Consider the following 14472-nt stretch of genomic DNA (forward strand, 5'->3'; position numbering starts at 1 on the left):
GATGGCCTTTACCGATATCTTCATCCGCCGCCCGATCCTCGCGGTCGTCGTCAGCCTGCTGATCCTGCTCGTCGGCGGCGCGGCGCTCTTTTCGCTGCCGGTGCGCGAATATCCCAACATGGAGAGCGCGACGATCGTCGTCGACACCGGCTATCCCGGCGCGACGCAGGACGTGATGCAGGGTTTCGTCACCACCCCGATCGCGCAGGCAATCGCAACCGCGAACGGCATCGACTATCTCACCTCGACCTCGACGCTCGGCAAGAGCCAGGTCAAGGCGAAGCTGGTGCTGAACGCCGACGCCGACCGCGCGATGACCGAGATACTGGCCAAGGTGCAGCAGGTGAAATATCGCCTGCCCGCGGGCGCAAACGACCCCGTCATCACCAAGATGACCGACGGCGCGTCGGCGGTGCAATATCTGGCGTTCGTCAGCGACACCCTGCCCGTCCCGCAGATCACCGACTTCGCGACGCGCATCGCGCAGCCGCTGATCACCGCGGTTCCCGGGGTCGCATCGGCCGAAATCAGCGGCGGCCAGACGCTGGCGATGCGCGTGTGGGTCGATCCCGTGCGCCTCGCCGCGCGGGGCCTGTCGGCCGGCGACATCGCCGCAGCGCTGCGCGCGAACAATGTCCAGTCCGCGCCGGGGCGTCTGAAAGGCACCGACACCGCGATCAACATCACCGCCGGCACCGACCTGCGCGACCTTGAGGCGTTCCGTCAGATGGTGGTGAAGCGCGTCGACGGCGGAATCGTCAGGCTCGGCGACGTCGCGACCGTGGAGATCGGCGGCCAGAATTACGACAGCAGCGCGATGACCTCGGGCCGCCGGTCGGTCACCATCGCGATCACACCCACCCCCGACGGCAATCCGCTCGAAATCGTGAAGGCGGTCAAGGCGCTCGTCCCCGACATGCAGCGCGTGGCGCCGCCGGGGGTCGAGGTGATCAGCCAGTTCGACGTCGCCCATTTCGTCAACGCCTCGATCGACGAGGTCAGCAAGACGCTGGTCGAAGCGATCGTCATCGTGATCATCGTGATCTTCCTGTTCCTCGGCTCGCTGCGCGCGGTGCTTATCCCGGTGGTGACGATCCCGCTGTCGCTCGTCGGCACCGCTGCGCTGATGCTCGCCTTCGGCTTTTCGCTGAACCTGCTGACCCTGCTCGCAATGGTGCTGGCGATCGGCCTGGTCGTCGACGACGCGATCGTCGTGGTCGAAAATATCCACCGGCATATCGAGGAGGGCCTGTCGCCGGTCCGCGCCGCCTTGCTCGGCGCGCGCGAGATCGTCGGGCCGGTGATCGGAATGACGCTGACGCTCGCGGCGGTCTATGCCCCGATCGGACTGATGGGCGGGCTCACCGGCGCGCTGTTCCGCGAATTCGCCTTCACGCTCGCCGGGGCGGTCGTCGTTTCGGGAGTCGTCGCGCTGACGCTGTCGCCGATGATGAGCAGCCTGCTCCTCCATAGCCAGATGAACGAGGGCCGGCTGTCGCGGGCGATCGAGCACAATATGCAACGCGCGACCGCGGGGTACAGTCGCCTGCTCGGCGCGACGCTGGCCGCGCGGCCCGCGGTCATGCTGGTCGGTGCGGTGGTGCTCGGCGCGATCGTCATCCTGTTCACCGGCGCCCAGCGCGAACTCGCGCCGCAGGAAGACCAGGGCTATGTCTTCGTCCAGACCAAGGCGCCGCAATATGCCAATGTCGACTATACCGCGCGCTACGCCCATGAGGTCGAGCGGATGTTCCGCGGGCTGCCCGAATATGTGAGCAGTTGGTTCGACAATGGCACCGACGGCCTCAACAACGGCTTCGGCGGCGTCATCCTCAAGGAATGGGGCGACCGTGCACGCGGCGCCGACGCGATCCAGGCCGAGCTCAATGCCAGGGGCGCGGGGATCACCGGCGTCTACGCCGCTGCCTTCCAGCCCCCCGCGCTGCCCGCCTCGAGCGGCGGCCTGCCGGTGCAGATGGTCATCCGGTCTTCGGACGATTTTCCGGTGCTGTACGCGGCGCTGGAGAAGGTGAAGGGGGCCGCCTGGCAGAGCGGGCTGTTCGCCTTCGTCGACAGCGACCTCGCCTTCGACAGCCCCGAGGCGCGGATCGCTGTCGACCGCGCCAAGGCGGGCCAAATGGGAATCACCATGGAAGCCGTCGCCGACACGCTGGCGACGATGGTCGGCGAAAATTACGTCAACCGCTTCAACTGGCACGACCGGTCCTACGACGTCATCGCGCAGGTTCCCTCGGCGCATCGGCTGACACCCGCCAATCTCGGCCAATATCACATCAAGACCGCGTCGGGCACGCTGGTGCCGCTGTCGACGGTGACCAGCGTCGAGATGCACCCCGGCGCCAACCGGCTGTCGCAGTTCAACCAGATGAACTCGGTCACGCTTTCGGCCATATTGGCGCCCGGCGTGACGATGGGACAGGCGGTCGACTTCCTGAAAGGCCAGCCGCTGCCCGCCGGAACCAGCGTCGACTGGCTTTCGGACAGCCGTCAATATGTGACCGAGGGCGACCGGCTGACGATCTCGTTCGGCTTCGCGCTGATCGTCATCTTCCTCGTGCTCGCGGCGCAGTTCGAAAGCTTCCGCGACCCGCTGGTCATCCTCGTCACCGTGCCGCTCGCGATCTGCGGGGCGCTGGTGCCGCTGTGGCTCGGTTACGCGACGCTCAACATCTACACCCAGATCGGGCTGGTGACGCTGATCGGCCTGATTTCGAAGCACGGCATCCTGATGGTGTCCTTCGCCAACCAGATCCAGAAACATGAGGGCCTCGACCGGATCGCGGCGATCCGCAAATCGGCAGCGGTGCGCATGCGGCCGGTGCTGATGACCACCGCGGCGATGGTCGCGGGGCTCGTCCCCTTGCTGTTCGCCAACGGCGCGGGCGCTTCGAGCCGCTTCGCGATCGGCATCGTCGTCGTGATGGGCATGCTGATCGGCACCCTGTTCACCCTCTTCGTCCTTCCCACCGTCTACAGCCTGATCGCCAGGGACCACCGCGCCGCGTCGCACAGCGTGCGCGAAACCGAACTGGCGGCGGCGGAGATTGCATATGCATAAGCTGCTTTTCCTGCTCGCCCTCACCACCGCCGGCTGCGCCGCCGGCCCGCGCTACGCGCCGCCGCAACCGGTGGTGAAGGCGGCGGGCGCCTATACGACCGCCGCCGCCGGCGTCGACGGCGCGGCCGAACTGCCCGATCATTGGTGGCGCCTCTACAACGACCCGATCCTCGACAGCCTGATCGAACGCGCGCTCGCCGCCAACACCGATTTGCGCGTCGCGAACGCCAATCTGGCAAAGGCCGACGCCGTTCTGGGCGAAGCCCGCGCCCGGCGCCTCCCGACAACCGATGTCAGCGGCGGAACCAGCTACGGCAGTGCTGCGGGCGACTTTGCGCAGCCCGCCAGCGACCGGCAATGGACGCACAGCGGCGGGCTCACGGTCGCGTGGGAGGTCGATCTGTTCGGACGCGTCGGCCGCGCGATCGGCGCAGCGCGCGCCGATGCCGATGCCGTCGCGGCGGTCCGCGACGCCGTCCGCGTCACCGTCGCCGCCGAAACCGCGCGGGCCTATGGCGACGTCTGCGCCTTAGGCGCGTCGGCGGCGATCGCGCGCGCCTCGCTCGCAACCGCCGAGGACAGCCTGCGCATCGTGACCGCGCAGCAGCGCGCCGGATCGGTCGGCCAGCTTGAGGTCGAGCGCGCCGCGGGCAGCGTCGCGACGGCGCGCGCCGCGATTCCCGAGGTCGAGGGCCGGCGCCGCGTCGCCTTGCTCGAACTCGCGGCGCTGCTCGGCGGCCAGCCCGGCGACATCCCCGCCGGGGTCGGGAACTGCACCCGGATTCCCGCGCCGGTGGCCACGCTTCCGGTCGGCGACGGCAACGCCCTGCTCCGCCGTCGCCCCGACCTGCGCGAAGCCGAACGCCGCCTCGCTGCCGACACTGCGCGCATCGGCGTGGCGATGGCCGATCTCTATCCGCGCATCCATCTCGGCGCGAATGGCAATATCCTGCGCAACGACGCCATAAAGGGCAGCGACAGCTTCAGCTTTTCGCTCGGCCCGCTGCTGTCGTGGAGCTTTCCCAATATCGCGGTCGCGCGCTCAAGGGTCCGACAGGCCGAAGCACAGGGCGACGCCTCGCTCGCCGCGTTCGACGGCAGGGTGATCGCTGCGCTCAAGGAGGTCGAGCAGGCGCTCGCGCGCTACGACGCCCGGCAGCAGCGCCGCGCCGCGCTCGCCGAAGCGCACGATCGGACCCGAACCGCCTACGACCTCGCGCAGGCCCGCTATCGCGCCGGATCGGTATCGCTGCTCGACACCGTCATCGCGCAGCAATCGCTCATCGACGCCCGCGCCGCGCTGGCCGAGTCCGAACAGCAACTGGGGTCGGCGCGGATCGACCTGTTCAAGGCTCTCGGCGGCGGCTGGAGCTGACGCCGTCGCCGGTCATCGGCGCTCGCCGCCGGCTGGCGCTTTCAGGACCGGAGCATGTTCGGCTCCGCACGCGTCGCGGGGCTCGGCAGCAGGAAGGCGTCTTCGAGCGCGGCATAGTCGAGCCCCCCGCCCGGCAGGGGAAATTTCTGCTGGAAACCCTCGACCCTGTCGGCGTCGGCCAGAACGCGTGCCTTGAACCGGTGCGCCAGCGAATGCCGGACGGGCAATCCGCCGGCAATTTTGATCCAGCTGTTCCAGCTGATGCCGATCCGCGTCATGATCTCGCATTGTCCGCCCACCAGATGGCCGATCTCGTCGACTAGGTCGGGATTGACGACGCACATGCGCTGCTTTTTCTCACTCACTGCAAAACTCCTCCAGTCCGGCTCGTCGATTCCGTCATTATTCCGGAATAAATTTGAGCTTTCTGTCGAAACGTGAAATTATCATCGAGCGATATCCGATCATGTCAGGAGAATCTTCGATGCTCACCGAAGCAGACCATCGCATCCTCAAGATCATTCAAGCCGAAGGCCGGATCACCAATCAGGAACTGGCCAATCGCTGCGGCCTCTCGCCATCGGCCTGCTTCGACCGGCTGAAGCGGCTGCGCGAGCAGGAATATATCCTCGGCTTCCACGCCCTGCTCGATCCGAACAAGCTCGACCGGTCGCTGCTGATCTTCATCGAGGTGCTGATGGACCGCACGACGGGGGACGTGTTCAAGGAATTCGCGGCGTCGGTGTCGGCCATGCCCGAAATCCTCGAATGCCACATGGTCGCGGGCGGGTTCGACTATCTGATCAAGGTCCGCGTGCGCGACATGGCCGCGTACCGGACGTTCCTTGCCGACACGCTGGTTCACATGCCCGGCATCCGCGAAACGCGAACCTATGCCGTTCTCGATGAAGTCAAGAACGTGACCAGCCTGCCCCTGTGACATCAGCCGGGCACGTCTAGGTCGCCTGCCCGGCCAGCCGGCTCTTGCGGGCGCCATAGGCCAGATAGACGACGACGCCGATCACGTTCCAGATCAGGAACCGGCTCTGCGTGATCGCCGGCAGGCTGAAGAACAGGTAGATGCAGCCGCCGATCGCGACCAGACCGACCACCCAGGGCATTGGCGCGCGGAACACCCGCGGCAGGTCCGGCTGGCGGACGCGAAGGATGATCAGGCACAGCCCGACCGCAACGAACGCCGCCAGCGTTCCCGCATTCGCCAGCTCAGCGATTTCGGAAAGCGGGAAGAAGCCCGCGATCGCCGCGACTACCGCCGCGGTGCCGACCGTGACGGCGACGGGGGTCCCGCGCCGGTTCAGCCGGCCCAGCCGCTCGGGGAGCATCCGGTCGCGCGCCATCACGAAGAAGATGCGGCTCTGCCCGAACATGAAGGCGAGGATCACGGTCGGCAGTGCGACCACGGCCACCGCGCCGATCAGCGTCGCGACCCCGGGATGGCCCAGCGTGCGCAGGACATGCGCGAGCGGCTCGCCCGAACGCGAGAATTCGAGGAAGGGCATCGCGCCGATCGCGGCCGCGGCGACCAGCATATAGACGACCGTGCACACGACCATCGACCCGACGATCCCGATCGTGAGGTCGCGGCCGGGATTCTTGGCCTCTTCGGCCGCAGTCGACACCGCATCGAAGCCGTAGAAGGCGAAGAAGATGATCGCGGCCGCCGCCATCACCCCGCGCACCTGTCCGTCGACCTCGTGCGCCGCGAAACCATAGGGCATGAAGGGGTCGAAATGACCGGGTTCGAACGCCGGCAGGGCGAGCAGGACGAACGCCGCGAGAGCGCCCAGCTTGAGCACGACGAGGATGGCGTTGACCGAGGCGCTTTCGCGCGTGCCGATCAGCAGCATGCCCGCAACCGCGGCGACGATGAAGATCGCGGGAAGGTTGATGATCCCTCCCGCATGCGGCCCCGCAGCGAGCGCGAGCGGAACGTCTATCCCCGCCGCCTGCAGAAAGCCGACGGCGTAGCCCGACCAGCCGACGGCGACCGCGGCGCAGACGACCGAATATTCCAGCACGAGACTCCAGCCGATCACCCACGCGACGCCTTCGCCGATCACCGCATAGCTATAGGTATAGGCGCTGCCCGAAACCGGCATCAGCGTCGCGAGCTCAGCATAAGCGAGCGCGGCGCAGACGCAGACCAGCCCGGCGACGATGAAGGCGACGAGGACCGCAGGGCCCGCGCGCTCGGCACCGACGCCGATCAGCGTATAGATTCCCGTGCCGACGATCGCTCCGACGCCCAGCGCCACAAGGTGCGGCCAACCCAGTGTCCGGTGCAGCCGCTGCGCCTCGTTGACGGCGGTGACCGTTTCGATCGATTTTCGTCTGGTAAGAAATGACATGAACGTCCCCCGCCCGACCATCACGACGGTCGGGATCGACATCGGTAACCGGCGCCATGCCTGTCAGGGGCAGGCGTGGCGCCGGTGCTCTCGGCGGAAAACCGCGCGTTACTGGCCGGTTTTGGCCTTTTCGCTTTCGACCATCGCCGCAACGTCGGCGAGCAGTTGCTTCGCGTCGTAAACGATGCCGTCCTTGATGGTGAACTTCACCCCGCCGACGACCTCCTGCTTGTTCGTCTCGGAATTGAGGCGCTGGAAGCCGGTGCCGTAGAGCGTCTTGAGATTCTGCAGCGGGTTTTCCGGTACGACCACGAGGTCGGCGAGCATGCCTGCGCGCACCGCGCCGATCGGCGGCGTTTCACCGCGCGGTTCGTACAGCGTCTGCGCGCCCATCATCGTCGCGGCGCGGATCACCTCGAGCGGCGAGAAGCCCGCCTCGCGCAGCAATTCCAGCTCTTCGACATAGGCGAAGCCATAGACTTTCCAGATGAAGCCCGAGTCGGTGCCGACCGTGACACGACCGCCCATATTCTTGTAATCGTTCATCAACCGCATGAAGAGGCCGTAGAATTTCTTCCACGCAAATTCATTCTCGGTCGTCCAGTCGAAGAAATAGGAACCATGATTGTCGCGGGTCGACTGGAAGTAGTTCCAGAGCTGGGGCGTGGTATAGCGCGCATGCCAGTCGGCATTGCGCGCGCGCATCAGGTCGCGCGACGCGGCGTAGATGTTGAATGTCGGGTCGAAGGTGACGTGGTTCGCCTTCTGCGCTTCCAGATATTCCTGCCACTGCTTCGTGCCGGGCCCGTAAACCTGATCCCAGATCTCGGCGACCTCGCCGAAGCGGTGCTGCTCGTTGTTGTAATCATATTGCGACGGGAAATCCTGGATGGCGCGGCCGTTGAGCAGCGATTCCATATGCCCGTAATAGTGGGTGATCGTGTTCAGCCCGGCATCACCCGCCTGGCGGCCATTGAAATTCGCAACGCCGATCTGGCTGAGGTGCGCGGTGGTGCCGAGACCAAGCTTCTTCGCTTCGTCGAGCGCCGCGGAAAAGACATCGGGGGTTTCATTCTCGCGATTGAAGAATTTGATGCCGTCGATGTTGTTCTTCGCGGCCCAGCGCACCCATTCGCGAGCCTTGAGCGGCGTGTCGACCACCCCGCCGGTCCAGCCGGCCCCCAGCGTCTGATAGTTAAAGATGCGCGGCGCGGCGATCTCGTTGCGCGCCGAGCGGTCCTTCTCGCGGCTGGCGACCGCGGGCGCGCCCAGCGGCACGCCCCGCACCGTCGTCACGCCGTGCGCGAGCCACAGCTTGTAGGCATAGCTGGCGTCGGGCGCCTTGTCGGCGCCGGGCAGGTGGACGTGCATGTCGGTGAAGCCGGGCATGACGTACATGCCGGTCGCGTCGATTTCATAATCGGCATCGTCGGGCGCGCGATTGGCGGCGGAGGGAAGCCCCGGCCAGCCCGACTGCTTGATCGACGTAATGCGGTTGCCTTCGACGACGATGTCAAAACGGCTGCGCGGCGGTCCGCCGGTGCCGTCGATGATCGTCGCGTTGCGGATGACCATCTTGCGGAACGGGCCCGCACCCTCGCCGGCTTTGCGCGCCGGCGCGCCTGCGCTGACCGGGAAGGTTTCGGCCGCCGCGGCAGCCTTTTTCTCGCCGGCCTGGTGCGCGGTTGCCGGCACCGCGAGCAATGCCGCAGCCAGCGCTATTTTGGTTAGCTTCAACTTCATTCGACCCGTTTCCCCGTTCTGATTGACCAGCTTGTGTATGTACGATCGAGCGGCGGGGCGGCGGCGTCTGCACCGCCCCGGCGATCGGTTCAGGGCAGCGGAACGCCCTCTTCGGGAAGCCCCATCCGCCGCTTTTCGGCCTTCACCATCTCGGCGACATCGGCGAGCAGCTTTTTCGCGTCATAGACGATGCCGTCCTTGATCGTGTAGCTGACCCCGCCGACGCGCTCGAGCTTCTGCGTCTGCTCGTTGAGGCGCAGCGCCCCGGTGCCATAGAGCGTCTTGAAGTTCTGGAGCGGATTTTCCTTCACCAGCACCATGTCGGCAAGCTTGCCGACGCGCACCGTGCCGATCGGGGGCGCGACATTGCCCTTCGGTTCGTAGAGCGTCAGCGCGCCGTTCAGCGTCGCCGCCTGCACGACCTGCGTCGGGTTGAAGCCGGCCTCCTGGAGCAGTTCGAGTTCCTCGACATAGCCGAAGCCATAGGTTTTGAAGATGAAACCCGAGTCCGATCCGGTGGTGACGCGACCACCGATATTCTTGTAGTCGTTCACCAGATGCATGAATTTCTTGTAGAAATTCCGCCAGCGCACTTCCTTCTCGGTCGTCCAGTCAAAGAAATAGGACCCGTGGTTCTCGCGCGATGACTGGAAGAAGTTCCAGAGCTGCGGCATCGTATATTTGCCGTGCCAGTCGGCATTGCGCGCGTGCATCAGGTCGCGCGACGCGGCGTAGATCGTCATCGTCGGGTCGAAGGTGACGCCATTCTTCTTCTGCGTCTCGAGATAGTCCTTCCACTCGTCGGTGCCGGGTTCGAAGCTCTCGCGATACAGGTTGGCGACATTGCTGAAGCGATCCTGCTCGTCCATGTAATTGTAGCTCGGATCCCAGTTCTGGACCGGGCCTTCCTTCAGCAGCGATTCCATATGGCCATAGAAGTGGGTGACGGTGCCGAGCCCGGTTTCGCCTGCATGCCGGGCGTCCATCCGCGCGACGCCGACCTGCGACAGGTGCGCAACGGTCCCGATATGCTGCTTTTTCGCTTCGTCATAAATCGCCTCGAGCACTTCGGGCGGCTGGTTCGGATCGGCCGCCACCTTGATCCCGTCGATCCCCGCCTTCGCGGCCCAGCGCACCCATTCGCGCGCCTTTTCGGGCGTGTTGGTCAGCCCGCCGGTCCAGCCGCGGCCCGATCCCGGGCGATGGTAGGAAAAGATGCGCGGCGCGGCGATCTCGTTGCGCGCCGACCGCGCGCGCTCGTTCAGCGAGATTTCGAAGGGCGCCAGATCGACGCCGCGGACCGTGGTGACGCCATGCGCCAGCCACAGCTTGTACGAATAGCTGAGGTCGGGCGCCTTGTCGTCGCTCGACCCGTGGACGTGCATGTCGATGAAACCGGGCAGCATGAACATGCCGGTCGCGTCGAGTTCATAGTCAGCGTCGCGCGGCGCGCGGCCCGACACCAGCGGCAACCCGGGCGTACCCGCTGCCTCGATCGAGGTGATGATGTTGTTTTCGACGACGACGTCGACCGGGCCGCGCGGCGGGGCGCCGCTGCCGTCGATCAGCGTCACGCCGCGGATCACCATCTTGCGGAACGGGCCGGCGCCTTCGCCTGCCTGCCGGGCAGGCGCCGCGATGGCACCGGCGCGCGGCTTGACCGCTTCGGCGGCGGGCGCGGCATTTTGCGCCTGCGCCGATGCCACCGGAATGGAACACAAGAGTCCGGCCGTCCCGGCCATCAGCGTCCGCCATGCGGCCACGCGCAATTTCACCATCTCAAGCTCTCCCCTGAAAACCCATCAAGATCCGAATATGTCGCCAAAGATGGCGGGCGCGGCGGAATGCTCCGGCCGCGCCCGCCTCTCATCAGCGGAACCGCTTCGTGAAGGCGACGCCGATCGTGCGCGGCGGCGCGCCGTGCGTGACCGTCAGACCGCCCGTGTTGGCGCTGCTCGACTTGGTCGTGATCGCGAGCGCGTCGAACAGATTGTTCACATACAGGTTCGCGCTCCAGTTGCCGTCGGGCGCCTGGATGCCGATCCGCGCGTTGATCAGCCCGTAGTCGTCGACCTTGCGGCGGTAGACGTCGGTCTTCGCAAGCGTCGAATAGGACGAACCCACATAGCTGCCGTCGAGCCGCACCGATCCTTCGAGGGTGTCGCTCAGCGTCCAGACATATTCGGCCGACGCGCTGACGTTCCACTTGGGCACGAACGGCAGCCTGTCGCCCTTGCGGCCGGCGGCCACGACGATGGAGCTGACCTGATCCTCCGACAGTTTCGCGTCGGTGTAGCCGACGTTGGCGATCAGCGAGAGTCCCTGGACCGGCGTCGCGTTGAGTTCGAGTTCGACGCCCTTGATCCGCGCCGCGCCGACGTTCGAAATCAGGCCGAACACCGATCCCGTGCCCGCGGTACGCGCCGACACCTGCATGTTCGTCCAGTCGATCTGGTACCCCGTCAGGTTGAGGTAGACGCCCTGGATCGGCTGGCTCTTGACCCCCAGTTCATAGTTCCAGAGGCTGTCGGCGCTGTAGCCGGTCAGCGCGACCGGCAGGCCGATCGCCTGATTGACGCCGCCCGGGCGGAAGCCTTCGGCCGCCTGCGCATAGATCATCAGGTTGCGGCTGAATTCGTACGACAGGTTGAACTTGTGGACGAAGCCGTTTTCGGTGGTGTTCGCCTCGGTATAGGCCGACGGCACCGACGCGTAGTGGATCTGACCCTGATCGACGACGCCGCCGACCGTCTTGTCATATTCGTACCAGCGGCTGCCGACCGTCGCGGTCAGCTTGTCGAAGAATTTGTACGACAGTTCGGCGAACAGCGCCTTCTGCTTCAGATGGTCGTTGATCGTGCGGTCGTAATAGATGTTCGCGGCGACGAACGGATTGAGTTCGCCGGTCAGCGGGCTGGCGCTCAGCAGCGTCGAACGCACCTTCGACTTGCGATCCTCGAGGAAGCCGCCGACCGTCCAGTTGAACGGGCCGCTGCCGGTCGACGAAAGCCGGACCTCGTTCGACCAGTTCTTCACGCTCTGCGGCTGGTACAGGCTGGAAAACTGGATGGTCCGCGTCAGCGCGAGATAGGGCGCAAGCTGTGCGGGGGTGCACACGCCGCCGACCGGTTTCAGATAGGTCGCACAGCCCGTCGCGGTGTCGCGGCCGTTGAAATTGTCGCTGACGTCGCCGACGACGATGCGATCACGATCGAAATAGGTCGAAACCGCGGTCAGCGCGACCGGACCGAAATCGTAGCGCAGCGTACCGCTGTAGATCCGGTTCTCGTCATAATTGCCCGATTCCGAACGCGCGTTGGTCGTGTGGCGCTGACCCGTTTCGAAGAACCAGCGCGATGCGTCGGTCGAAACCTTGGTGTAATAGGCGCCGAGGTCGATCGTGAGCTCGTCGGTGGGGGTAAAGCGCAGCAGCGCGCGGCCGCTGTAGCTGTAGCCGTCGTTGATGTTCTTCGTGCCGTAGTAGCTGTTGTCGATGTAGCCCGCGAACTGCTGATAGCTGCCGACGACGCGCAGCGCGAGCTTGTCGGAGACGATCGGCAGGTTGATCATGCCGTCGACGGTGGCGCCCGGATTGCCGCCCTTCACCGCCGACAGATTGACGCTCGCCGCGCCTTCGAGCTGGTCGGCCTTCGGCTTTTCATAGATGATGCGCACCGTTCCGCCCATCGAACCCGAACCGTAGAGCGTTCCCTGCGGCCCGCGAAGCACTTCCGCGCGTTCGACGTCGAAGACGCGGAAGTCGGGCGTGCTGCCTGCCGCGTCGCTGGTCGTTCCCACCGATCCGGCGACCGGCGATTCGTCATAATAGACGCCGACGGTCGGCTCACCGGCGCCGACGACGCCGCGCAGGATGACGCGCCGGTTGCCCGGACCATTGTCGACGATCCGCAGGCTCGGGGTGTTCTGGGTCAGTTCGGTAAAGCTGGTCGTGCCGGCGCGCTCGAGCGAATCGCCCGTCACCGCCGAAATGGCCAGCGGCGTATCCTGCAGGCGCGTCCCGCGCTTCAGCGCGGTAACGACGATTTCGCCGCCCGTCGAAGCCGCCACGTCCTGGCCCTGCCCGGCGTCCTCTTCCTGCGCCATCGCAGGCGAGACGCCGATCACGCACATGCCGGACAGCAGGAGCGCAGTGCGCGCCGCCCAAGCGCCACGGCGAACATTTCTTCCGTGATTTCGCATTCAGTCTTCCCCTTTTTTCAACCGTGGACCCATTTTTGAATTTTTCTGATGCTAACAGCTCACACCCCGAATGTACGTGGTATTTCCGCCTCAATGCCGGAATTTATTCGCCGATGTGTAAAAAAATCGTCATATCTTCGGATATGCGGGAGCGGCTGACAGGGCTGTCAACAAATCCCCCAAAAAGGCGGTTCGGCGGGAAGATTCGAACGTCGCGACATATCGATATGAAAACTAATAATATAATCATCCAATCCCGGCCGAACGTCATTTTCCCATGCGAAACGGAGTCGGCGAAGCCTTTTGATCCCGAAGAAAAATCCGATAGGAAAATGCGGCTCATCGCGCGTTCCAAAGAAATAATCTTCGGACTCCGGGATGCACGCCGCGCTGCACCGCCCCTCCGCGCATGATCGACGCCAGCCGAGGCGCGAACGCCCGGCGAATGCCGATTGCACGGGGGTTGAAAATCTGGCGTAGACGCACGTAGCGATCCCGGCGTCGTCCGGGCCGGCTTCCGGGCATCACACGAAAAGGTCGGGCCAGGCTTTTGACATGAGGAACAGCGCGGGGGATGGAGCGGAGGGACGCCTCGCGTTGATCGATAGCGTCTATGCCTGCGCGGTCGATCCCGAGCGCTGGGCCGCGTTCCTCGACCAGATCACCCGGACATTCTCCGGCTTTTCGACGATCTATCGCTGGCCCAACCGCAATCCCGGCGACAACAGCCCGCTCTTCGACAATTTCGGCGAGTTCGGCGATCTCTACAGGGAACATTTTCACAGTCGCAACGTCTGGGTGACCGAGGTCGACCGCCCAACCTCGGCGCGCGCCATCGTCCCCTCGGAGGGGCTGGTGAGCAACGACCGGCTCGAACGCACCGAATTTTACGGCGACTGGATGCAGCCGCAGGGGCTGAAGCACGGCGTTTCCTGCCTGCTCCGCGACGGTCACGACTTCTCCTATAATCTGGGGATCATCCGCGGCCCCGAATTCGGCGCTTTCACCGGCGAGGAACAGCGGCTGCTGGCCGATATCCTGCCCCACATGAGCCGCGCGCTCGAACTCGGGCAGGTACTCGAGGCGTTCCAGCAACGCAGTTCGGGCATGCTCCGCGCCTTCGACACGCTCGGCGTCGGCGCCCTGCTCGTCGATGCCGGTTGCCGGATCCATTTCGCCAACCCGCTCGCCGAGCGACTGCTCGCCACCGAAAGCGCGCTACGTGCGCCGGGCGGCCGGCTCGGCCTGACCCGGCCCGCGCTCGACGCCGGATTGCGCGCCGCCATCGACGCCGCGACCGGCAGCGGCCGCGAGGCCGGCGGGCGCACGGGCAAGATCCTGTCGGTTCCGCGCACCGGCGGGTCGCCGCTCTCGCTCAACATCGCGCCGCTCGACGAACGCGACCGGATCATGTTCGGTACGGGGCCGCTCGCGCTTGTCGTCGTCAGCGACGGCAGCCGGTCCGTCGACCTCGACACCGGCGCGCTGCGATCGGCTTTCGACCTGACCCTCGCCGAAGCGCGGCTGGCCGCGGCGATCGCGTCGGGCACCACCCTGCCCTCCTATGCGTCGTCCACGGGGGTCAGCCTGTCGACGGTCCGCACCCACCTCGCCGCCATATTTTCCAAGACGAACACGAACCGACAGGCCGATCTCGTCCGCCTGCTGACCGGCAATCCCTGGCTGCAAAAGGCCGACTGAGCCCC

Annotated in this window: 9 protein-coding genes; 4 read left to right on the forward strand and 5 right to left on the reverse strand. The window is 65.6% G+C overall.

Going from position 1 to position 14472, the window contains the following annotated elements; genetic code table 11:
- Position 1 precedes the first annotated feature (1 nt).
- Entirely contained in the window at positions 2-3079 is a 3078-nt protein-coding gene (locus EAO27_RS10250) for an efflux RND transporter permease subunit (protein ID WP_242780250.1), read from the forward strand.
- Positions 3072-4454 carry a TolC family protein gene (locus tag EAO27_RS10255; protein WP_242780252.1) on the forward strand — a complete coding sequence of 461 codons (1383 nt, stop codon included), beginning with the start codon at positions 3072-3074 and terminating at the stop codon, positions 4452-4454. Before EAO27_RS10250 ends, EAO27_RS10255 begins: the two co-directional genes overlap by 8 nt.
- A 41-nt stretch (positions 4455-4495) precedes the next feature.
- Here the strand turns inward: EAO27_RS10255 and EAO27_RS10260 are convergent, their stop codons facing one another.
- Positions 4496-4819, reverse strand: coding sequence for a hypothetical protein (locus EAO27_RS10260; protein WP_242780254.1), 324 nt, complete (start codon positions 4817-4819; stop codon positions 4496-4498).
- Between the two features lie 119 nt (positions 4820-4938).
- On the opposite strand from EAO27_RS10260, the gene EAO27_RS10265 reads away from it, so the two are divergent.
- A complete protein-coding gene (locus tag EAO27_RS10265) occupies positions 4939-5394 on the forward strand; it encodes an Lrp/AsnC ligand binding domain-containing protein (protein WP_242780256.1) in 456 nt (151 codons plus the stop codon).
- A gap of 16 nt (positions 5395-5410) precedes the next feature.
- On the opposite strand, the gene EAO27_RS10270 is transcribed toward EAO27_RS10265, so the two are convergent.
- The 4 genes from EAO27_RS10270 to EAO27_RS10285 form a co-directional block, all read right to left on the reverse strand.
- Positions 5411-6823, reverse strand: a complete 1413-nt coding sequence (locus EAO27_RS10270) for an amino acid permease (RefSeq protein WP_278190163.1) — start codon at positions 6821-6823, stop codon at positions 5411-5413.
- Positions 6824-6931: 108 nt separating this feature from the next.
- A complete protein-coding gene (locus tag EAO27_RS10275; RefSeq protein ID WP_242780260.1) occupies positions 6932-8566 on the reverse strand; it encodes an amidohydrolase family protein in 1635 nt (544 codons plus the stop codon).
- Between the two features lie 89 nt (positions 8567-8655).
- On the reverse strand, positions 8656-10344 hold the full coding sequence (locus tag EAO27_RS10280; protein ID WP_242780262.1) for an amidohydrolase family protein: 1689 nt from the start codon (positions 10342-10344) through the stop codon (positions 8656-8658).
- 91 nt (positions 10345-10435) lie between these two features.
- Positions 10436-12697 carry a TonB-dependent receptor gene (locus tag EAO27_RS10285; RefSeq protein WP_242780264.1) on the reverse strand — a complete coding sequence of 754 codons (2262 nt, stop codon included), beginning with the start codon at positions 12695-12697 and terminating at the stop codon, positions 10436-10438.
- Positions 12698-13363: 666 nt separating this feature from the next.
- Between EAO27_RS10285 and EAO27_RS10290 the strand changes: the two genes are divergently transcribed.
- Positions 13364-14467 carry a hypothetical protein gene (locus EAO27_RS10290; protein WP_242780266.1) on the forward strand — a complete coding sequence of 368 codons (1104 nt, stop codon included), beginning with the start codon at positions 13364-13366 and terminating at the stop codon, positions 14465-14467.
- Positions 14468-14472 lie beyond the last annotated feature (5 nt).

Origin of the sequence: Sphingopyxis sp. YF1, from assembly GCF_022701295.1 — a bacterium.
Taxonomy (GTDB): Bacteria; Pseudomonadota; Alphaproteobacteria; order Sphingomonadales; family Sphingomonadaceae; genus Sphingopyxis.

Bases quoted from the DNA above. Each gene is read 5' to 3' on its own strand.
- EAO27_RS10250 (WP_242780250.1), top strand. From the start codon at position 2: ATGGCCTTTACCGATATCTTCATCCGCCGCCCGATCCTCGCGGTCGTC.
- EAO27_RS10255 (WP_242780252.1), top strand. From the start codon at position 3,072: ATGCATAAGCTGCTTTTCCTGCTCGCCCTCACCACCGCCGGCTGCGCC.
- EAO27_RS10265 (WP_242780256.1), top strand. From the start codon at position 4,939: ATGCTCACCGAAGCAGACCATCGCATCCTCAAGATCATTCAAGCCGAA.
- EAO27_RS10270 (WP_278190163.1), bottom strand. From the start codon at position 6,823: ATGTCATTTCTTACCAGACGAAAATCGATCGAAACGGTCACCGCCGTC.
- EAO27_RS10275 (WP_242780260.1), bottom strand. From the start codon at position 8,566: ATGAAGTTGAAGCTAACCAAAATAGCGCTGGCTGCGGCATTGCTCGCG.
- EAO27_RS10280 (WP_242780262.1), bottom strand. From the start codon at position 10,344: ATGGTGAAATTGCGCGTGGCCGCATGGCGGACGCTGATGGCCGGGACG.
- EAO27_RS10285 (WP_242780264.1), bottom strand. From the start codon at position 12,697: ATGTGCGTGATCGGCGTCTCGCCTGCGATGGCGCAGGAAGAGGACGCC.